We start from the raw sequence: 20,419 nt of genomic DNA on the forward strand, positions 1-20,419 counted from the left end.
GGCATCTCTCCTTTGATAGTGACAAGACCAGACACCGGCTTGCGTGGGCTGAGCCGCCAGCCCAGGGGCCGGCGCTCGCGGACCTGCACCAGGCTGGTCCGGGCGTGATAGTTGACCAGTACCAGGGTCAGCAACAAGGCAGCGCCGCCGGCGTTGTGAGCCACGGCCACCGGCAGCGGCAAGTGCAGCAGGACGTTGCTCACGCCCAGGCCGACCTGGGTCGCCAGCGCCACCAGTACCAAGGCGGCCAGGCGGCTCATGCCCACCTGGCGCAACTGCCAGGCCAGCCCCAGCAGCACCAGGCTCACCAGTACCGCGCCCAGGCGGTGGGTCATGTGGATCGCGGTACGGGCGTCGCTATCCAGCTGCCCGCCCAGGTAATTGGGGCCAATGTGCTGGGTCAGGTGGAAGCCATTGGCGAAATCCATCTGCGGCCACCATTGCCCATGGCAAGTGGGCAGGTCGATACAAGCCACCGCCGCATAGTTGGAGCTGACCCAGCCACCCAGGGCGATCTGTCCGATCACCAGCACCAGGGCGGCCGTGGCCCAGTGCTGCAGGCGCCGCGGCACGATCAGCGCCGGCAGCACCCCGGACAAGCGCAGGGTCAGCAGGAACAGCAGGCTCAGGGTGGCGAAGCCGCCGAGCAAATGCGCGGTCACCACCTGGGGCCAGAGCTTGAGGGTCACGGTCCACATGCCGAAGGCGGCCTGGGCGAACACCACCGCCAGAAGGAACAGCGGCAGCTTCAGCGGCTGCCCGGGATAACGCCGATGGGTCCAGGAACGCGCGGCCAGGAGCACGATCAACAGCCCCAGGGTGCCGGCGAAATAACGGTGGATCATCTCGTTCCAGCCCTTGTGCGCCTCCACCGGCGCCTCGGGAAAGTGCAGCTCGGCATGGGCCAGCTGGGCCTCGCTCTTCGGCACGCTGATGAAGCCGTAGCAACCGGGCCAGTCGGGACAACCGAGGCCGGCATGGGTCAGCCGGGTATAGGCCCCCAGCAGCACCACGATCAACGCCAGCAGGGTGGCGAACAAGGCAAGGCGAAATCCAGGTTTGGCCATGTCGCTGCCCTCATCCGATGTTCGACAGTTTCAGCAGGTGGCGCAGGTCGTCGAGCAGGTCCTTGCCCTTGACCCCGGCGTCATAGCGCAGCACCAGGTTGCTGTGGGGATCGACGATCCACAGCTGCGGCGCCTGGGAGTCCCTGGCGCCCTTGGCGAAGGTCGCCAGGTCCAGCGGATAGCGCTGCAGTTGCGGGTACTCGCGCTGCAACCTGGCCTCGAACCCGGCGTCCAGTGGCTGGGCACTGGCCAGGGCATGGCTGGCTCGCGAGGCATCGCGGCCCAGGGCCACCTGGAGCTGGCGCGCCAGGTACACCAGTTGCTGGCAATCCTCGAGGCAGCCCCGGGGCGCGGTGACCAGGATCTGCCACCGGTTGTCCTCGGCGAAAACCCCGATCTGCGCGCGAGTCTGGCCATTGCCGATCAGCTCGCCGTGGTAGCTGCGGCTGTCCGGCACCCAGAACTGCAGCTTGTACATGCAGGTGGCGAGGATCATCGGGCCGATCACCATCAGCACGATCAGCACCAGTTGCCAGCGACCACGCCGCCGGCTGGGCATCCGGGTTTCAGAGATGTTGGGTGGATTCATGGCCGTTCCCATGGCGTTTCTCCCTTGCGTTGTGCCAGCCGAAGTAGCCGTAGAGGAGCAGCAGCGCCACGGCCATGGCGAACCATTGCGCCGCGTAGGCCTGGTGCTTTTCCGGGCCCATGGCGACCACGGGCCACTGTGTGAGATAGGCGCCGGGGCCGGATTCCTGGCGTACCTCATGGGCAAAACCTGTGCGGCCCAGCTCAGCCCACAGCTTGTCCGGCGCCACCGCCGTCACCAGTCGCGGCCAGCGGGCCCCGTCCGGATCGGCATGCAACTGGAACGCCGCCCCCGGTGCGACATAGACCCAGGCCTCGAGGTCCAGGCTCTGCGAAGGGGTGTCGAAACGCGGTGGCGTGCGCCGGTCGGGCCAAGGCAGCCAACCACGGTTGACCAGCAACCAGCGGCCGCTGGCCTGGTCCAGGAAGGGTTGCAGCAGCTCGACCCCGACCTTGCCCTCGTGCATGCGGTTATCCAGCAGCAGGCTGTGCTCGCCATCAAAATGCCCGTGCAAGCGCACGCGCGCGAAGGCCGGGTCCGGCGCCTCCAGCAGCTCGAACAACGGCACCGGCGCCGCCGTCCGGCGTTCGGCATAGCTGTCCAGCAACTGGCGCTTCTGCTCGCCACGCCCCAGTTGCCAGAACCCCAGCCAGACCAGCACCGGCAGCAACGCAAGCACCACCAGCGTCGGCACCAGGCCCGGGCGAAAGCCCTTCATGGCCGCGCCGCAAGCTTGAGAAATCCACTCGCTATACTGACTTGCATCGCGCTTCCCCCCGGAGTCCACCATGCTCAAAGCAGCCATCGTCCTGATGCTGATTGCCACGGTTATCAGCCTGTTCAGCGGCCTGTTCTTTCTGGTCAAGGACGACAGTCAATCCAAGCGCCTGCTGACCTCGCTGAGTATTCGGGTGTGCCTGGCCGTGATCACCGTCGGCTTGATCGCCTGGGGTTTCTTCAGCGGCCAGCTGGTGTCCCATTCCCCCTGGTAAGGCTGTTCAGAGCACGTAGACGAAAACGAACAGGCCGATCCACACCACGTCGACGAAGTGCCAGTACCAGCTGGCGGCCTCGAAGCCGAACTGGTGCTCGGCATCGAAATGCCCACGCATCACCCGCATCAGCATCACGAACAGGATCAGCGTGCCGATGGTCACGTGGGCGCCGTGAAAGCCGGTGAGCATGAAGAAGGTCGCGCCGTAGATCCCCGAGCCCAGGGTCAGGCCCAGCTCGTGGTAGGCATGGATGTACTCCTGGGCCTGGAAGCCCAGGAAGGCGCAGCCCAGCACCACGGTCAGCGCCAGCCACAACTTCAGCGCCCCGCGATGGCCCTTCTTCAGGGCGTGGTGGGCAATGGTCACGGTGACGCTGGAACTCACCAGCAGCACGGTGTTGAGCAGTGGCAGGCCCCAGGGACTGATGGTCCCCTTGGGCGATGGGAACAGCTTCGGATCGGGGTTCTCGAGCAGCGGCCAGACGAACTGGAAATTCGGCCACAAGGTGTGGGCGATGCCCTTGTGCCCCTCGCCGCCAAGCCAGGGCCCGGACAGGTGCCGCACATAGAACAGGGCGCCGAAGAAGGCCAGGAAGAACATCACCTCGGAAAAGATGAACCAGCTCATGCCCCAGCGAAACGAGCGATCGAGCTGGGCACTGTACAGGCCTGCGCGGCTCTCCTTGATCACCGCGCCGAACCAGCCGAACAGCATGTAGGCCAGTAGCAGGCCGCCGACGAAGAAGATCAGCGGGCCGTGGGATTCCGGGCGCGCCGCCTTGAGGTCGTTGAACCAGGTCGCAAGGCCGGCCACGGTGATGAACATGCCCAGCGTGGCGACGATCGGCCACTTGCTCTGGGCGGGAACGTAATAGTGCTCATGAGTCGCCATTGATTGTTCTCCTTATCGGGCACGCCAGGGCGCCTAGCCGCCAGTCTTGGCGGCGACCGCCACCGGGGGATGACGCGCGGTGATATCGAACAGCGTGTAAGCCAGCGTCAGGTGCTTCACATCCTTGGGCATGTCGCGATCGACGATGAAACGCACCGGCATCTCGATCTGCTCACCGGGCTGCAGTACCTGCTGGGTAAAGCAGAAGCACTCGGTCTTGTGGAAATACACCGCCGCGCTGCTGGGCGAGATGCTCGGGATCGCCTGGGCGCTCATCGGGTGGTCGCTGGGGTTGCGGGCGATGAAGATCATCTCGTTCACCGCTCCCGGGTGGACCACGATGTCATCGGACTTGGGGTAGAAATCCCACACCATGTCGATGGCGTTGGTGGACAGGAACTGCACCCGCACCTGGCGCGAGGCATCGACCTGCTGCTGTTGCGCATCCTGGTACTGCCCGCCGGTCTTGCCATTGATCCCCAGGGCCTTGCACATCACGTCGTAGATTGGCACCAGGGCGAAACCGAAGACGAACATCGCCACCACCACCAGCAACAGGCGCGTGACCAGCTTCTTCAACGAGATCTCAGCCATCCCGATACCCTCCTGCAACAAGTCGGGCGGCGCGCGGCGCCGCCCTGGAGAACAGGCCCGCGCCCGCGCGGGTCATTTCACTTCCGGCGGTGTGACGAAGGTGTGGTAGGGCGCTGGCGACGGAATGCTCCACTCCAGCCCCTCGGCGCCTTCCCAGGGCTTGGCCGGGGCCGGCGCGCCGCCGCGAATGCACTTGATGACGATGAACAGGAAGAAGATCTGCGTCGCGCCGAAGGTGAAGGCACCGATGGACGACACCATGTTGAAATCGGCGAACTGCAGGTTGTAGTCCGGGATCCGGCGCGGCATGCCGGCCAGGCCGACGAAGTGCATGGGGAAGAACGCCATGTTCATGCCGATGAAGGACAGCCAGAAATGCAACTTGCCCAGGGTCTCGTCGTACATGTGCCCGGTCCACTTGGGCAGCCAGTAGTAGGCCGAGGCGAAGATGCCGAAGATCGCCCCGGGCACCAGTACGTAGTGGAAGTGCGCCACCACGAAGTAGGTGTCCTGGTACTGGAAGTCCGCCGGGGCGATGGCCAGCATCAACCCGGAGAAACCGCCGATGGTGAACAGGATGACGAAGGCCACGGCGAACAGCATCGGCGTCTCGAAGGTCAGCGCGCCTTGCCACATGGTGCTCACCCAGTTGAACACCTTGACCCCCGTGGGCACGGCGATCAGCAAGGTGGCGTACATGAAGAACAGCTCGCCCACCAGCGGGATGCCCACCACGAACATGTGGTGCGCCCAGACGATGAACGACAGGAAGGCGATGGCTCCGGTGGCGTAGACCATCGAGGTGTAGCCGAACAGCGGCTTGCGGCTGAAGGTGGGGATGATCGAGCTGACCGCGCCGAAGGCCGGCAGGATCATGATGTACACCTCGGGATGGCCGAAGAACCAGAACACGTGCTGGAACAGGACCGGATCGCCACCGCCGGCGGCGCTGAAGAAGCTGGTGCCGAAGTGGATGTCCATCAGCATCATGGTCACCACGCCCGCCAGCACCGGCATCACCGCGATCAGCAGGAACGCGGTGATCAGCCAGGTCCAGACGAACAGCGGCATTTTCATCAGGGTCATGCCCGGGGCGCGCAGGTTGAGGATGGTGGCGATCACGTTGATCGCCCCCATGATCGAGCTGATGCCCATCAGGTGGATGGCGAAGATGAAGAAGGTCACGCTTTCCGGCGCGTAGGTGGTCGACAGCGGCGCGTAGAAGGTCCAGCCGAAGTTCGGTCCGCCCCCGGCCATGAACAGGGTCGAGAGCAGCAGCAGGAAGGCCGCCGGCAGCAGCCAGAAGCTGAAGTTGTTCATCCGCGGCAGGGCCATGTCCGGCGCGCCGATCATCAGCGGGATCATCCAGTTGGCCAGGCCGACGAAGGCCGGCATCACCGCGCCGAAGACCATCACCAGGCCATGCATGGTGGTCATCTGGTTGAAGAACGCCGGCTCGACGATCTGCAGGCCAGGCTGGAACAGCTCGGCGCGGATCACCATGGCGAAGGTGCCGCCCACCAGGAACATGGTGAAGCTGAACCACAGGTAGAGGGTGCCGATGTCCTTGTGGTTGGTGGTCAGCACCCAGCGCATCAGGCCCTTGGCCGGCCCGTGGGCATGGTCATCATGGCCGGCATGGCCGTGGTCATCGATCACAGCACTCATGTCCTGTCTCCTGCACGCGAATGGACTGGACGATCGGCGGCGGCGCGCCGCGACCGGTTGCGCAGATACCCAAGAAGCCGGCTCATTTGCTTTCCGCCTGTTTCAGCGCCAGGACATCCTTGGGCGTCACCATGTCGCCCTTGTTGTTGCCCCAGGCGTTGCGTTCGTAGGTGACCACGGCGGCGATATCGACTTCCGACAGCTGCTTGCCGAAGGCGGCCATGGCGGTGCCCGGCTTGCCGTGGAACACCAGGCTCAGGTGGGCCTCCTTGGGTCCGGTGGCGATCTTCGAGCCCTTGAGCGCCGGGAACATCGGCGGCAGGCCCTGGCCCTCGGCCTGGTGACAGGCCACGCAGGTGGTGTGGTAGATCTTGTCGCCACGGGCCACCAGTTCGTCGAGGGTCCATTCCTTGCTGGTCAGCTCCTTGAGCTTGGCGGCCTCGGCCTTGCGCTCGCCCATCCAGGCGTCGTAGTCGGCCTGGGACTTGACCTCCACCACGATCGGCATGAAGCCGTGGTCCTTGCCGCACAGCTCGGCGCACTGGCCACGGTAGATGCCGGGCTTGTCGACCCGGGTCCAGGCTTCGTTGACGAAGCCGGGGATGGCGTCGCGCTTGACCGCGAAGGCCGGCACCCACCAGGAATGGATGACGTCGGCGGCGGTCACCAGGAACCGCACCTTGGCGCCCACTGGCAGGACCAGCGGCTGGTCGACCTCCAGCAGGTAGTGCTCGCCCTTGGCGCTCTTGTTGTGGATCTGCTCGGCGGGGGTGGCCAGGTTGCTGAAGAACTCCACATCCTGGCCCAGGTATTTGTAGTGCCACTTCCACTGGTAGCCGGTGATCTGCACGTCCACGTCCGGCTCGCTGGTGTCGTACATCTTGATCAGGGTCGCGGTGGCCGGCACGGCCATGGCCACCAGGATCAGGAAAGGGATGATGGTCCAGAGGATTTCCACCGTGGTGCTTTCGTGGAACCTGGCCGGGACCTGGCCGGTAGAACGACGGTGAACGATCATCGACCAGAACATCGCGCCGAAGACGATGACGCCGATCACCACACAGATCCAGAAGATGGTCATGTGCAGGTCGAATACCGCGTGGCTTATCTCGGTAGCCCCAGGCGCCATATTCACCGTCCAGGCGGCTTGCGCCTGGCTGAATATCGTCCACAACAGGAGGCCCATCCAGACTTGTGGATGTCGCTTCATTGCGGGTTCCCCTTATCGTTCTTGTTATCCCGCCGGCTATACACCTGCGGCAAGGGAGCGACTGCCTAGACTACGAACTTAGACCGTCGAGCCTCGCTGCAATTGCAGTCGGGCATCATCAGCTAACTTCATACATTGGCGAGTATAGCCAGCGACTCCCACCTCGCAACGCAATGGCGTAAACCTGCTGAAACACCCCAGGGAGGCTTTGCAGGCCACGGGAATCAAGGGATTGACGAAAAAGAGGGGGTGCGACGATATAACGCACCCGACTAAGTAATAAGTGAATATTACAAATATGTCTTAAACACTTTGATGAGCAGGCTAACTTATGTTCTCCCCCGAGGGATGGTCGCTAATGGGCGGCAGACCGTCATCCCACCTCGGTTGTCCCGATCGACCGCCCTTGTCCCTGGAGCTTTCATGAACACCGCCGCATTACGCGAGCAGATCCTATTGGCTCAACAGCACGAAGCCAGCACGGGCCACCTGGCCCGCCAACTGGAAGCGCAGCTCCCTCACCTGCACCCCGCCATCCTGCTGCCCGAAGTCGACGCACAAGGCGTCATGACCCGTTTCGTCAGCGCATACATCGATCAGGTGCCAGACCTTCTGGACGCCGCCAACGCCGTTGCCCGTGAAGCGGGCATCGAATCGCAGATCAAGCCGGTGCTCAAGATCGCCGAGCAGTTCTTCCTCCAGCCGCCGGCCATCATGGCCGGGCATGTCGGCCTCGACGGCCTGCTGGACGAAGCCTACCTGGCCCTGCGCCTGGTAGAGGAAGTCAACGACCTGTACATCAAGCATTTCGGCCGTCCACTGATCCCCCTGGACATGACGGTCGCCAATCTCATCGCCCATCAGCTGATCGGCGAGACCTTTGCCAACCAACTGGACGAAGCCGTGCATCACGCAGTCGACGCCATGCTCGACGAAGACAGCTTCGCCCTGGAGTCCGTGGAAACCTACCGCGACCGCCTCGGCAGCCCCGACACCGAGGCAGCCTGGAAACGCTGGCCGTGCCTGTCGCGCCAGCTGGGCGTGGAACTGGAACTCGACCAGCCCGCCGCCTGACCCACTCCTCGCCGGCAAGGCCCACCGTGGGCCTTGTGGCGAAGGGCCTGGCGCCAGGCCCATGCCTCACTCGCGTACCGCCACGCCCATCCCGCCGACACCGCTCAAGCGTCCCTCCAGGCGCCGTTTCAGGCCCCGGGACTCGATCACCAGCCGCGAGCCCTTGGCAGCGCTGGCCCGCTCCCATTCCTCCAGCAATTCCAGGCAAGCATGGTCGATGTAGCCCAGGTGGCTGAGCGGCACATGCAAGGTCGTCCCCGCCGGCACCGTGGCCAGGACCTGGCTCAACGCGGGCACCTTGAGGAAGGTCGCCGTCCCCACCAGGCGCAGTTCCATCTGTCCCGCCTGGGGCAGGTCGACCAGGCTGATCTTCAGGCGCGCGGCCTGGAACGCCAGCTTGAGCAAGGTCAGGGCGAAACCCACCAGCACACCAGTCAGCAGGTCGCTGAAGACGATCGCCAGGGCCGTCACCGCATAGGTGAACATCGGCATCCGCCCGTAGCGTCCCAAACCACGGAAGGCCTTGAGATCCACCAGCTTGAAGCCGGTGTAGACCAGCACGCCGGCCAGGCTCGCCACCGGGATGCGCTGCAGTACGCTGGACAGCAGCAGGACGAACCCCAACAGCCACAGGCCGTGGAAGATGGTCGAGTAGCGCGTGCGGGCACCGGCCTGGACGTTGGCCGAACTGCGCACTATCACCCCGGTCATCGGCAAGGCGCCCAGCAGGCCGCAGAGCATGTTGCCGGTGCCCTGGGCCGACAGCTCGCGGTCGAAATCCGAGCGCTGGCCGTTGTGCATGCGATCCACAGCAGCAGCCGAGAGCAGCGTCTCGGCACTGGCGATGAAGGCCAGGGCCACGGCCGCTACCAGCAGGGCCGGGTCCGCCAGGTGCAGCAGGTCGCCAGGACGCAACCAGTCGATGGCCTCGGCCATGCTGGCCGGCACCTCGACCCGGTTCACCGGCAGCGCCAGCAGCAGGCTGGCCAGGGTCGCCAAGCCCACCCCGAGCAGCGCCCCGGGGACGAATCGCAGCGCCCGGGGCCGCCACTTGTCCCAGCCCCACATCACCGCAATGGTCGCCAGCCCCAGCAGCCCGGCCTGCCAGCCCAGGCCATCGAGGGCCCGGGACAGCGCGGCGGGAAAGCCGGCGAGGTTATCCAGCCCCGAGGCCTGGGGCGCGGCATCCACCAGCACATGGACCTGGGACAACACGATCAGCACCCCGATACCCGCCAGCATGCCGTATACCACTGCCGGCGCCGTGACCCGGAACCAGCACCCCAGGCGCAGGCGCCCGGCCAACCATTGCAACAGCCCGGCCAGCAACAGGACCGGCCCGAGCATGGCTACCCCATGCAGGCGCACCAACTCGAAGACCAGCACCGCCAGCCCCGCGGCCGGGCCGCTGACCTGCAATGGCGATCCTGCCAGCCAACCCACCACCAGGCCGCCGATGATCCCGGTGATCAGGCCCTTGGCCGGCGGCAGGCCCGAGGCGATGGCGATCCCCATGCACAGGGGCAGGGCCACCAGAAACACCACCACCGAAGCCAACAGCTCCCGTGGCAGGACACTTTTAAGCTGTGCTGCACGCATGACAACTCTCCCGACATTTTCTTCAGGCGTGGCAAGGCCGGACTGCTCCCAAGCAGTCCAGGCCAAGACCTCACAAGGAATTGAGGTGGATTCAGAAACGCGCTTTGGGCGTCGCCACGGGAATCGGATGGCTACCGTCGAGCGGCAGGAAACAGCTCTTGTCCGCGTCGTAGGCCTTGATCGAGCTGGTCTCGATGTCATAGACCCAGCCGTGGATGAACAACTGGCCGTTGGCCATGCGCGAGGCAACGGAAGGATGGGTACGCAAGTGCTGCAACTGGGCGATGACGTTCTCTTCGGTCAGGACATGCATGCTCGAAGGCTCGTCGGCGCACGAGCAATTGTCCTGGACCATGGTCCGGGCCACTTCGGCGTGGCGCAGCCAGGCCCTGACCGTGGGCATCTTTTCCAGGCTCTGCGGGTTGAGCACGGCGCGCATGGCCCCGCAGTCCGAATGCCCGCAAACGATGATGTGGTGCACGCCCAGGGCCATTACCGCGTATTCGATCGCCGTGGACACACCACCGTTCATCTGCCCATAGGGCGGCACCACGTTGCCCACGTTGCGGGTCACGAACAGGTCGCCAGGGGAACTTTGGGTGATGAGTTCGGGAACGATCCGCGAATCGGCACAGGCGATGAACATCGCCCTTGGCCGCTGGGCCGTGGCGAGTTTCTTGAACAACTCTTGCTGCTGCGGAAAGACTTCATGATGAAAATGCAAAAAACCGTCGACGATATGCTGCAGCGCTGCATCGGCGGTCTCGGCGGAACCATTGGTAGGGGCTGGAGCCGACGCAGCCAGCGGCTGTTTATCCTTGTCACTCATGATTGATTCCCTCTGTCGGATTTGGTGAATGTCCCAGACATGATCCGGCACGACGCCAACGGCTGATCAAAAAACGACCGAACCGTCGGAAGTGACATCCAGGTCACTTGATGAGCAAGGTAGCCGTGAAAACTTAACTCAAACTGAATGCAGCGCTCTAGAACGCCACTATGGGCCGCGAAACGATGGGCGGCACATCCGTTCGCAAAAGCCGCGGGCCTAAAGCAACGACATCTGCCTGCCCGGCGGACAGAATGCCGAGCAGTCCAGGTCGAAACCGCCACGACGATCGAGCCCCAGGCGCTTGAGTGCCTTGGCGAAACGCTGGGCCAGCAGGTCGGCGAACGGGCCCTCGCCGCGCATGCGGCTGCCGAAACGACTGTCGTAGAGCTCGCCCCCGCGGCTCTGGCGGATCAGGCTCAGCACATGGGCTGCGCGTTGCGGATAGTGGGCCGCCAGCCACTCCTCGAACAACGGCGCCACCTCCAGCGGCAGGCGCAGCATCATGTAGGCCGCGCTTTGCGCGCCGGCGGCCTGGGCCTCGGCCAGCAGGGCCTCCAGCTCGCTGTCGTTGATCATCGGGATCATCGGCGAGCACAACACCCCCACCGGCACGCCCACCCCACGCAGTACCCGGATCGCCCGCAGGCGGGCCTTGGGCGCTGCGGCCCGGGGCTCGAGGATGCGCTTGAGTTCATCGTCCAGGGTGGTGAGGCTGATCATCACCGCCACCAGCCGCTGCCGGGCGAGCTCGGCCAGCAGGTCAAGATCACGCAGGATCAGCGAACCCTTGGTGACGATGGTCACCGGGTGCCGGTAGCGCAGCAGCACCTCCAGGGTGCTCCGGGTCAGCCGTTGTTCACGCTCGATGGGTTGGTAGGGATCGGTATTGGAACCCAGGTTGATCGGCGCGCACTGGTAGCCGGGTTTGGACAGCTGCTGCTCCAGCAGGGTGGCGGTATTACTCTTGGCGATCAGCCGGGTTTCGAAGTCCAGCCCCGGCGACATGTCCCAGTAGGCATGGCTGGGCCGCGCATAGCAGTAGATGCAGCCGTGCTCGCAACCGCGATAGGGATTGATCGAGCGATCGAAGGGCAGGTCCGGCGAATGGTTGCGGGTGATGATCGACTTGGCGGTTTCCAAGCGCACCTCGGTGCCCTGGGTCAGCGGCACTTCCTGGTGCCAGCCATCATCCTCGGCCACCGAGCGGTTGGGGGCGAAACGGTTGTGCGGGTTGCTCGCGGTGCCGCGACCGCGGGGCGGCAAGGGGCTGGACATGGGGACGCTCCATTACTGTATGCACATACAGTAATGGAGCTACGACGAGCTGCCTAGCGCCGTCGAGCAGAACGCTGGCGAGCTTGGTCAGCGAACGGGTCAGTAGCGCCCATCCATCCTTGATGGTTTCCAGCTCCTGGCAACTCCCGCCAAAGCTCGACTTCACCTTCGAATCGAGATCAGGGCCGGTCTGGTCCTTGAGCTCGCAGAAGGCCGACAGGCGCAAAGGCCTGCGAAGGATTCGCGACAACGACGCTGCCTGCGCTATAACGCGGGCGACCATCAAAGGAGTACGGCAATGCCCAGGACACCCGGCACACTGGAAAAGATCTTCTATGCGGCGCACGCCTACCTGCCGAGCTACGGGCAAGGCGCCGACCTGATCATCGTCAGGGCCGCGGATGGCCAGCTCTGGGGCCTGGCCTGCGAGTTCGACCTGTGCACCCGGGACATCCGGCAAGCCGCGGTGAGCGGCCTGCAGCCCTTCGATGCAGCCGAGGCGAAGTTCGCCGAGGCGCACTGGCGCCCTCACCACGACGACATCGGCCTGCTGCCCGCGAGCTGGGAAGACCTGATGAACGCTGGATTGGCGGACTGCATCGCCGGCTACCAGTTGCAAAGCCAGCTGGGGATCCAGCCATTCCCCGGGGGCTGAAGGCCCACGTCGAACCGGCGCCCGTTGCGGGCGCCGGTCCTGCCACTAGTGCCGTGGAATCACGTTGCCCAGGTCGTCGTTGGAGGTGCTCTGCAGGCGCCCGTCACGCAGCCCGGCCACGTCCGCGGCCTTCACCGGCGCGCCCTGGTTGCCCCAGCTGCTGCGGATGAAGCTGACCACGTCGGCCACCTCCTGGTCCGACAACCGCCAGGCGAAGGGCGGCATGGTGAGGGTCGACGGCGCGCTGTGGGTGGCGGGCAGGGTGCCGCCCTTGAGCACGATGTTGATCAGCGAGGTGGCGTCCTCCGATTGCAGCACCGGGTTGCCGGCCAGCGCCGGGAACACCCGGGTGTAGCCATGGCCATCGGTACGGTGGCAGGCGGCGCAGTTGTCGATGTACACCGAGGCACCCGGCTTGCTGTCGTCGCCTTTCCACAGGGCGTCGGCCACTTGCTTGTCGTACTGGTGCGGCTGGTCGGCGGGATCGTTGGCCGGCAGCGACTTGAGATAGCGGGCGATGGCCGTCAGGTCCTGGTCGCTCATGTACTGCATGCTGTGGACCACCACATCGCCCATGCCACCGAACACCGCGCTGCGATCGCTGCGACCGGTCTTGAGGAACTGCACCAGTTGCTCTTCGCTCCAGCTGCCCAGGCCGTCCTTGTGATCGCCACGCAGGCTCTTGGCGATCCAGCCCTCCAGCGGTGCGCTGCCGGACAGGAAGGCACTGCCTTCACTGGCGCTCAGGGCCTTCTCCTGCATGGTCAGCGCCCGTGGCGTATGGCAGGCGCCACAGTGCCCCAGGCCTTCCACCAGGTAGGCGCCACGACTGATCAGCGGGTCGCTGTCGGCAGCCACGGCGGCTGGCGCCACGCTCGGGGCGAACATCCAGCGCCAGATCGACAACGGCCAGCGCATGCTCAGGGGCCAGGGAATGTCGCTGTCCTGGTTGTCCCGCACCACCGGCGCCACGCCGTGCATGAAGTAGGCGTAGAGCGCCTGCATGTCGGCGTCGTTGACCCGGGCGTAGGACGGGAAGGGCATGGCCGGGTACAGCGTGCTGCCGTTCTTGGCCACGCCATGGCGCACGGCCAGGTCGAAGTCCTCGAAGCTGTAGTCGCCGATACCGGTCTTGTCCGGAGTGATGTTGGTGGAATAGATCACCCCGATCGGGGTTTCCATCGGCAGGCCGCCGGCGAACGGCTTGCCGTCCTTGGCGGTGTGGCAGGCGACGCAGTCACCGGCACGGGCCAGGTATTCGCCCTGCTTGACCAGGGCCTGGTCGACCTCGGCGGCCTGGAGGGAGGCGCTGCCCAACAGCGCCAGGCTGGCGATAACGAGTGCTTTCATGGTCATCGCTCCTTATGCCTGGACCAGCGGGCCGGGGTTCTTCAGGTACTGCTCGCGGATCGCCCGCGCCGACCAGTAGGTCAGCGCCGCCACCAGCCCGGTGGGGTTGTAGCCCAGGCCCTGGGGAAAGGCCGAGGCTCCAGGCACGAACACGTTATGCACGTCCCAACTCTGCAAGTAGCGGTTCAAGGCGCTGGTCTTGGGATCGGTGCCCATGATCGCGCCACCGTTCAAGTGAGTGGTCTGGTAGGAGGCGGTGTTGAAGTGCTCACCGACCTGCTTGCCCAGCAGGGCGATGGCCTTGGGGTTCATCGCCTGGGCGATCTTGCCCATCTTCTCGACCATGAAGCGGTTCATCTTGATGTCGTTTTCCTGCCAGTCGAAGGTCATCCGCAGCAGGGGCAAGCCGTAGGCATCGCGGTAGACCGGGTCCAGGTCGAGGTAGTTGCCCCGGTAGGACTGGTGCGCACCGTGGGCGTCCATGGACACCTGGTGGGTGTAGTAGTCGGCCGTGGCCTTCTTCCAGGCGCTGCCCCAGGCCGGGGTGCCTGGCGGGTTGGACGTCCCGGCGATCGGCCGGCTGCCGGCCTGGTTGACCCAGAATGGCGAACCACCGACGAAACCATGGGGGCCGTGGTCGAAGTTGTCGGCGTTGAAGTCGTCCACCGCCACGCCGTTGCCACCGGCGCCGATGAAGTTGTTGGTGTGCACGTCCTTGTCGAAGTAGGCCTTGATGGTGGCCATGTTCTGGTAGGCGAAGTTCTTGCCCACCACGCCTTCGCCGGTGATCGGGTCGTAGGGCTTGCCGATGCCCGAGAGCAGCATCAGGCGCACGTTGTGGAACTGGAAGGCGCCGAGGATCACCAGGTCCGCCGGTTGCTCGATCTCGCGCCCCTGGGCGTCGACGTAGGTGACGCCGGTGGCCAGGGTCTTGCTGCTGTCCAGGTTGACCTTGAGCACATGGGAATTGGCCCGCAACTCGAAATTCGGCAGCGGCTTGAGGGCCGGCAGGATGTTCACGTTGGGCGAGGCCTTGGAATACATGTAGCAAACGTAGCCACTGCAGAAACCGCAGAAGTTGCACGGCCCCATCTGCGCACCATAGGGGTTGGTGTAGGGCCCCGAGGTATTGGCCGACGGCAGGTTGTAGGGCTTGTAGCCCACTTCATTGGCAGCTTTCTGGAACAGCTGGGCGGAATAGGTGTTCTTCTGCGATTCCAGCGGGAAGTGGTCCGAGCGATCCGGCGCGTAGGGGTTGCCGCCCTTGCCTTCGCCTACCAGCTGGCCCTTCACGGTCCAGGCCTGGCCCGAGGTGCCGAAGACCTTTTCCGCATAGTCGAAGAACGGCTCCAGCTCTTCGTACGTGACGCCGAAGTCCTGGATGGTCATGTCCTTGGGGATGAAGTTCTTGCCGTAGCGTTCTTCATAGTGGCTGCGCATGCGCAACTCGATGGGGTCGGCGCGAAAGTGCACGCCAGACCAGTGCAGCCCGGCGCCGCCCACGCCATTGCCCGGCAGGAACGCGCCCAGCTGGCGGTTGGGCAGGGCCACGTCGTTGACGCTGTGGCGGATGGTCACGGTTTCCTTGGAAATGTCCTGGAAGAGCTTCTTGCGCACGCTGTAGGTGAGCTCGTCGATCACCTGGGGATAGCTGCCGTCCGGGTAGGTGTCCTGCATCGGCCCGCGCTCCAGCGCCAGCACGTTGAGCCCCGCCTCGGTCAGTTCCTTGGCCATGATGGCGCCGGTCCAGCCAAACCCGACGATCACTGCGTCGACCTTCTTCATCACTGTCGCCATGCTCAAGCCCTCTCGCCGCGAATCGATACTGCCGGGAAGGGGTACTGCTCGTTACGCTCCACCCAATCCATGAAATCGGCGCGCGCGCCGGGGAAGCCGATCAGGGTCCAGCCCACCAGGCCCTTGTTGCCACCGTGGATCGGGTCGCTGAAGAAACCCTCCTTGGTGTTCTGCAACAGCAGGTTGAAGAACAGCTTGGCCGGAACCGTGTCGAACTGCGGCGTACCCGCCTCCAACTGCTTGAGCAGATCGTCTCGGGTAGCGCTGTCTTGAGCAGCAAATGCTTGGCCCTTGAGCTGCTTGCACCAGGCGTCCGTGGCGGCGATGCCCAGGCGATAGATCTCCTTGGGCACCAGCTTGCTCTGCCAGCCCATCTCTGGCGCGGCATCGGCCTTGAACGGGCCTTGCATGTACCACAGGGCACCGGCGGCGTAGGAGGTGTTCATCTGCCGGTCGATGTATTCCGGCACGCCGGCTTCCAGGGCGCCCGGGCCCAGGTCGTCCGCCGGGATCAGGCGTTCCACCGCCGCCTTGATGAAGGCCCATTCCTCGGCGCTGAAGTAGCTGGGCTCATAGTGGCTGCCACTCGCCTGCTTGCTCGGCGCAGCGGGCTTGTCGGCGGCGACAGCCTCGGGAGCCACGGCCAGCATGCTGCTGCCCAGGCCGGTGCTGGCCACGGTGACTACCGGGATCAAGGTCAGGGATTTACGCAAAAACTCACGCCGCGGGTTGTCTCGATCTTGATCGGACATGGATGCACCTCATCAGGCATTGATGGATTTCAGCCGCGTCATGGCGCGACTTTGTGTTTTGGCAACGCAAAAAGCCGGGCAAAACCCGGTTTTATGAACACATCAGCAAACAATAGTTACAAATGATAGCAGCCTAAGTATCGAGGTGAATCGTTTCAGTTCCAAAAAAAAGATCAGCTGCCTCAAAAAAGACAGGATCAGACCAGCTTCACGATTCTTTGACACAGGCCTCACGGGGCATTGACCGGCACAGACCGACACTGCCGGCCATCGATCCCTCACCCGTGACCGTCCATGTCGAGAACTCGCTTGCTTCCCGCTCTTTGCCTGGCATTGCTGGCCCTGCTCGCTCCTTTGGCGCAGGCCGCCGACCGCCCCGAGCATTGGGCCCAACCGGTGGAAAAACAGTACAACCTGTACCAGATGTCACCGACCCTGTATCGCAGCGCCCTGCCGGACCAAGACGCCGTGCCGTTGCTGGAAAAGCTCAAGGTGGGGACGGTGATCAACTTCCTGCCCGAATCGGATAGCAGTTGGCTGGCGGCGCCAGGCATCCATCAGGTACAGCTGCCTTATCGCACCAACCACGTGGATGACGCCGATGTGCTCAAGGCCTTGCGCGCGATCCAGAGCGCCGAAGCCCAGGGCCCGGTGCTGATGCACTGCAAGCATGGCTCGGACCGTACCGGACTGATGTCGGCGATGTACCGGGTGGTGGTCCAGGGCTGGAGCAAAGAGGAAGCCTTGAGTGAAATGACCCAGGGCGGATTCGGCGACAGCGCCCACTTCAAGGACGGCATTCGCTACATGATGCAGGCCGATGTGGAGAAGCTGCGCACGGCACTGGCCAACGGCGACTGCAGCACCAGCGTGTTCGCCACCTGTTCGGTGAAGAGCTGGTTCGAGACGGTCAGCGCCGGCAAGCCGGCGAACTGATTGCGAGGCGGGAGAGGGCTTTGCTGCAGGAGCCAAGCTTGCTGGCGATGAAGGCGCCGCGATGTGTCTGACACACCGCTATCGCGCGCAAGCTGCACTCCTACAGGGGTTCCCGGTTACTGGGGTTCGTCGGTTTTCTTCTTCAACTTGGGGTTGGGGAAGAACTGCACCGACTGCACCTTGGCATCCGCCACCTTGAGGGCCGCGGTATTCACCCGCGTGCTCAATTCCTTGGGTACCGACAGTCCCTGCTCGTTCAAGGTGTCGGAGTAACCGCAGGCCACGCATTCGCGATGGGGCACGTCGTCTTCGCTCCACATCATCAGCTTGTCCTGCTCACTGCACGCCGGGCAAACCGCACCGGCGATAAAGCGTTTCTTGGTCTTCACGGGGGCTTCACTCATGCTGCCGCGTCCTCGCTGAGGCCGCTGTGGCGCAAGAGTGCGTCAATCGACGGGGCCCGTCCGCGGAAATCGACGAACAGCACCATCGGCTCCTGGGAACCGCCACGGGCCAGGATCGCCTCGCGGAAAGCGCGACCGGTCGCGGCATTGAGCACACCCTCTTCCTCGAAACGCGAGAAGGCGTCGGCCGACAGCACTTCGGCCCACTTGTAGCTGTAGTAACCGGCGGCATAACCACCAGCGAAGATGTGGGCGAAGCTGTTGGCGAAGCGGTTGTAGGCCGGCGGACGCATCACCGAGACCTCGTCGCGCACAGACTCCAGCACCTGCAGCACGCTGCGGCCATCGCCGTGGGTGGCGTGCAGTTCGAAGTCGAACAGCGAGAACTCCAGCTGGCGCACCATCATCATCCCGGACTGGAAGTTCTTGGCCGCCAGCATCTTGTCCAGCAGGTCCTGGGGCAGGGCTTCGCCGGTTTCGTAGTGACCGGAGATCAGCGCCAGGCCCTCGGGCTCCCAGCACCAGTTCTCCATGAACTGGCTCGGCAGCTCCACGGCATCCCAGGCCACGCCGTTGATCCCGGAGACGCCGGCATGCTCGATGCGGGTCAGCAAATGGTGCAGGCCGTGGCCGAACTCGTGGAACAAGGTGGTGACTTCATCGTGGGTCAGCAGCGCAGGCTTGCCAGGCGCGGCCGGAGTGAAGTTGCACACCAGGTTGGCCACCGGGCTCTGCAGGGTACCGCCGGCGGTGCGCCGACGGTCGCGGGCGCCATCCATCCAGGCACCGCCACGCTTGTTGGCGCGGGCGTAGAGGTCGAAGAAGAAACGCCCGACGTGCTGGCCGTTCTCCTTGATCTCGAACAGGCGTACATCCGGGTGCCAGGCATCGAAGCCCTTCTGCTCCGCGATCTCGATGCCGTACAGGCGCTGGACGATGGCGAACAGGCCGGACAGCACCTTGTCGATGGGGAAGTAGGCGCGCAGGGCTTCCTGGGACACGCTGTAGCGCTGCTCACGCAGCTTCTCGCCATAGAAGCCGCTGTCCCAGCTTTGCAGGTCAGGGCAACCTTGCTCGGCGGCATAGGCCTTGAGCTGTACCAGGTCCTGGGCGGCGAACGGCTTGCTGCGCTTGGCCAGGTCCCGCAGGAAACCCAGCACCTGGTCGCTGGACTCGGCCATCTTGGTGGCCAGGCTCAGCTCGGCGAAGCTGGCGAAACCCAGCAGCTTGGCCAGTTCCTGGCGCAAGTCGAGGATCTCCTGCATCACCGGGCCGTTGTCGTGCTGGCCGGCGTTGGGGCCCTGGTCGGAGGCCCGGGTGCAGTAGGCGGCGTAGACCTCTTCACGCAGGGCGCGGTCCTGGGCGTAGGTCATGACTGCGTAGTAGCTGGGGAACTCCAGGGTGATCAGCCAGCCGTCCAGGTCCTTGGCCTGGGCCGCGGCGGCCATCTGCGCCTTGGCCGAGTCGGTGAGGCCAGCCAGCGCCGCTTCGTCGGTGATGTGCTTGGTCCAGGCCTGGGTGGCATCGAGCAACTGGTTGGAGAAGCGGCTGCCCAGCTCGGACAGCTTGCTCTGCACTTGCGCGTAGCGCTTCTGCTGCTCCGGCGGCAAGTCGATGCCCGACAGGCGGAAATCGCGCAGGGAGTGTTCGAGGATAGTCTTTTGCGCCACGTCGAAACCCGCCGCCTCCGGGCTCTTGGCCAGGGCGTCGAAGGCCTGGAACAGCTCGCGGTTCTGGCCCATTTCGGTGGAGTAGGCGCTCAATGCCGGCAGGCAGGCCTCATAGGCCTCGCGCAGTTCGGCGCTGTTGCACACGGCATTGAGATGGCTGACCGGGCTCCAGGCGGCGCCCAGGCGATCGTTGAGCTCGTCCATGGCCAGCACCAGGCCGGCCCAGGTCGGCGCAGTGGCCTGGGTCTTGAGGATCTCGGCGATGGCGGCGCGGTTGTCAGCCAGGATCTGTTCGATGGCCGGCTGTACGTGTTCGGCACGGATCGCCGAGAACGGCGGCAGGTCATAGGGCTGCAGAAGAGGGTTGTTCACACTCACGGTGGGCACCTTGGCTGGAAGAAACATGCTTGGGAAACGTAGCACCATCTTAATTACAATCGACAGCCATGGCAGCTATAGCCCCTATTAATAATCCTAGAGAGGGACCCGCACTTGGCCATCCGCACCTATCAGGACCACAGGCCGAAACTCGGCGAACGGGCCTTCGTCGACCACTCGGCGGTGGTCATCGGCGACGTCGAGATCGGCGCCGACAGCTCGGTCTGGCCCCTGACCGTGATCCGCGGCGACATGCACCGCATCCGCATCGGCGCCCGCACCAGCGTGCAAGATGCCAGCGTGCTGCACATCACCCACGCCGGCCCCTTCAACCCCGAGGGTTTCCCGCTGTTGATCGGCGATGACGTGACCATCGCCCACAAGGTCATGCTCCATGGTTGCAGCATCGGCAGCCGGGTGCTGATCGGCATGGGCAGCATCGTCATGGACGGCGCGGTGGTGGAGGATGACGTGATGGTCGGCGCCGGCAGTCTGGTGCCGCCGGGCAAGCGGCTGGCCAGCGGCTTCCTCTATGTCGGCAGCCCGGTGAAGCAGGTCCGCGCCCTGACCGACAAGGAACGTGCGTTCTTCACCTACAGCGCCGGCAACTACGTGAAGCTCAAGGACCAGTACCTGGCCGAAGGCTACGACCGGCCCTGATCAACCGTTGCACAGCCCAGGAA

The 20,419-nt window shown here is 64.5% G+C and carries 19 protein-coding genes and 1 pseudogene; 5 read left to right on the forward strand and 15 right to left on the reverse strand.

Going from position 1 to position 20,419, the window contains the following annotated elements; translation table 11 throughout:
* Positions 1-63 precede the first annotated feature (63 nt).
* The 3 genes and pseudogenes from CAG11_RS00300 to CAG11_RS00310 all read right to left on the reverse strand — a co-directional run.
* Positions 64-1,067 (reverse strand): annotated as a pseudogene (locus tag CAG11_RS00300) (heme A synthase); the annotation flags it as partial.
* A 10-nt stretch (positions 1,068-1,077) separates the two neighbouring features.
* The gene (locus CAG11_RS00305) at positions 1,078-1,668 is read right to left on the reverse strand and encodes a hypothetical protein (RefSeq protein ID WP_085593937.1); all 591 of its coding nucleotides are present in this window, start codon (positions 1,666-1,668) and stop codon (positions 1,078-1,080) included.
* Entirely contained in the window at positions 1,634-2,374 is a 741-nt protein-coding gene (locus CAG11_RS00310) for an SURF1 family protein (RefSeq protein ID WP_085593939.1), read from the reverse strand. The genes CAG11_RS00305 and CAG11_RS00310 overlap by 35 nt, the downstream gene beginning before the upstream one ends.
* A gap of 70 nt (positions 2,375-2,444) precedes the next feature.
* On the opposite strand from CAG11_RS00310, the gene CAG11_RS00315 reads away from it, so the two are divergent.
* A complete protein-coding gene (locus CAG11_RS00315) occupies positions 2,445-2,648 on the forward strand; it encodes a twin transmembrane helix small protein (protein ID WP_022642262.1) in 204 nt (67 codons plus the stop codon).
* A gap of 6 nt (positions 2,649-2,654) precedes the next feature.
* On the opposite strand, the gene CAG11_RS00320 is transcribed toward CAG11_RS00315, so the two are convergent.
* The 4 genes from CAG11_RS00320 to coxB all read right to left on the reverse strand — a co-directional run bounded on the left by CAG11_RS00320 (position 2,655) and on the right by coxB (position 7,014).
* The gene (locus CAG11_RS00320; RefSeq protein WP_022642261.1) at positions 2,655-3,542 is read right to left on the reverse strand and encodes a cytochrome c oxidase subunit 3; all 888 of its coding nucleotides are present in this window, start codon (positions 3,540-3,542) and stop codon (positions 2,655-2,657) included.
* Positions 3,543-3,575: 33 nt separating this feature from the next.
* Positions 3,576-4,136, reverse strand: a complete 561-nt coding sequence (locus tag CAG11_RS00325) for a cytochrome c oxidase assembly protein (RefSeq protein ID WP_085593941.1) — start codon at positions 4,134-4,136, stop codon at positions 3,576-3,578.
* Between the two features lie 72 nt (positions 4,137-4,208).
* Positions 4,209-5,804: a cytochrome c oxidase subunit I gene (ctaD, locus tag CAG11_RS00330; protein WP_022642259.1), complete on the reverse strand. Its 1,596-nt coding sequence runs from the start codon at positions 5,802-5,804 to the stop codon at positions 4,209-4,211.
* Between the two features lie 82 nt (positions 5,805-5,886).
* Positions 5,887-7,014: a cytochrome c oxidase subunit II gene (gene coxB / locus CAG11_RS00335; RefSeq protein ID WP_031320870.1), complete on the reverse strand. Its 1,128-nt coding sequence runs from the start codon at positions 7,012-7,014 to the stop codon at positions 5,887-5,889.
* A 423-nt stretch (positions 7,015-7,437) separates the two neighbouring features.
* Between coxB and CAG11_RS00340 the strand changes: the two genes are divergently transcribed.
* Entirely contained in the window at positions 7,438-8,088 is a 651-nt protein-coding gene (locus CAG11_RS00340; protein WP_022642257.1) for a hypothetical protein, read from the forward strand.
* 66 nt (positions 8,089-8,154) lie between these two features.
* On the opposite strand, the gene CAG11_RS00345 is transcribed toward CAG11_RS00340, so the two are convergent.
* From CAG11_RS00345 to CAG11_RS00355, 3 genes are all read right to left on the reverse strand, one after another.
* The gene (locus tag CAG11_RS00345) at positions 8,155-9,687 is read right to left on the reverse strand and encodes a SulP family inorganic anion transporter (RefSeq protein ID WP_085593943.1); all 1,533 of its coding nucleotides are present in this window, start codon (positions 9,685-9,687) and stop codon (positions 8,155-8,157) included.
* Positions 9,688-9,778: 91 nt separating this feature from the next.
* Positions 9,779-10,516, reverse strand: coding sequence for a carbonic anhydrase (locus tag CAG11_RS00350; protein WP_022642256.1), 738 nt, complete (start codon positions 10,514-10,516; stop codon positions 9,779-9,781).
* A 219-nt stretch (positions 10,517-10,735) separates the two neighbouring features.
* Positions 10,736-11,794, reverse strand: coding sequence for a PA0069 family radical SAM protein (locus tag CAG11_RS00355; protein WP_085593945.1), 1,059 nt, complete (start codon positions 11,792-11,794; stop codon positions 10,736-10,738).
* Positions 11,795-12,092: 298 nt separating this feature from the next.
* Between CAG11_RS00355 and CAG11_RS00360 the strand changes: the two genes are divergently transcribed.
* Positions 12,093-12,449: a hypothetical protein gene (locus tag CAG11_RS00360; protein WP_085593947.1), complete on the forward strand. Its 357-nt coding sequence runs from the start codon at positions 12,093-12,095 to the stop codon at positions 12,447-12,449.
* A gap of 45 nt (positions 12,450-12,494) precedes the next feature.
* Here CAG11_RS00360 and CAG11_RS00365 read toward each other — a convergent pair whose 3' ends face one another.
* Genes CAG11_RS00365 through CAG11_RS00375 form a run of 3 tightly spaced genes read right to left on the reverse strand, consistent with a single transcriptional unit; the run spans position 12,495 to position 16,348 of the window.
* The gene (locus CAG11_RS00365; protein WP_085593949.1) at positions 12,495-13,799 is read right to left on the reverse strand and encodes a cytochrome c; all 1,305 of its coding nucleotides are present in this window, start codon (positions 13,797-13,799) and stop codon (positions 12,495-12,497) included.
* A 12-nt stretch (positions 13,800-13,811) separates the two neighbouring features.
* Entirely contained in the window at positions 13,812-15,596 is a 1,785-nt protein-coding gene (locus tag CAG11_RS00370) for a GMC family oxidoreductase (RefSeq protein ID WP_031320868.1), read from the reverse strand.
* Between the two features lie 2 nt (positions 15,597-15,598).
* The gene (locus tag CAG11_RS00375; RefSeq protein ID WP_022642250.1) at positions 15,599-16,348 is read right to left on the reverse strand and encodes a gluconate 2-dehydrogenase subunit 3 family protein; all 750 of its coding nucleotides are present in this window, start codon (positions 16,346-16,348) and stop codon (positions 15,599-15,601) included.
* 294 nt (positions 16,349-16,642) lie between these two features.
* On the opposite strand from CAG11_RS00375, the gene CAG11_RS00380 reads away from it, so the two are divergent.
* Positions 16,643-17,284, forward strand: a complete 642-nt coding sequence (locus CAG11_RS00380; protein ID WP_031320866.1) for a tyrosine-protein phosphatase — start codon at positions 16,643-16,645, stop codon at positions 17,282-17,284.
* A gap of 116 nt (positions 17,285-17,400) precedes the next feature.
* Here CAG11_RS00380 and CAG11_RS00385 read toward each other — a convergent pair whose 3' ends face one another.
* Together CAG11_RS00385 and prlC are read right to left on the reverse strand one after the other, a co-directional pair.
* Positions 17,401-17,688, reverse strand: a complete 288-nt coding sequence (locus CAG11_RS00385) for a YheV family putative zinc ribbon protein (RefSeq protein ID WP_022642248.1) — start codon at positions 17,686-17,688, stop codon at positions 17,401-17,403.
* Positions 17,685-19,736 (reverse strand): oligopeptidase A, encoded by a 2,052-nt coding sequence (gene prlC / locus CAG11_RS00390; RefSeq protein WP_085594604.1) that lies wholly within the window; start codon positions 19,734-19,736, stop codon positions 17,685-17,687. The genes CAG11_RS00385 and prlC overlap by 4 nt, the downstream gene beginning before the upstream one ends.
* Positions 19,737-19,850: 114 nt before the next feature.
* On the opposite strand from prlC, the gene CAG11_RS00395 reads away from it, so the two are divergent.
* The gene (locus CAG11_RS00395; protein ID WP_085593951.1) at positions 19,851-20,396 is read left to right on the forward strand and encodes a gamma carbonic anhydrase family protein; all 546 of its coding nucleotides are present in this window, start codon (positions 19,851-19,853) and stop codon (positions 20,394-20,396) included.
* Positions 20,397-20,419 lie beyond the last annotated feature (23 nt).

This window comes from Pseudomonas sp. B6(2017), assembly GCF_002112765.1.
Taxonomy (GTDB): Bacteria; Pseudomonadota; Gammaproteobacteria; order Pseudomonadales; family Pseudomonadaceae; genus Aquipseudomonas; species Aquipseudomonas piscis.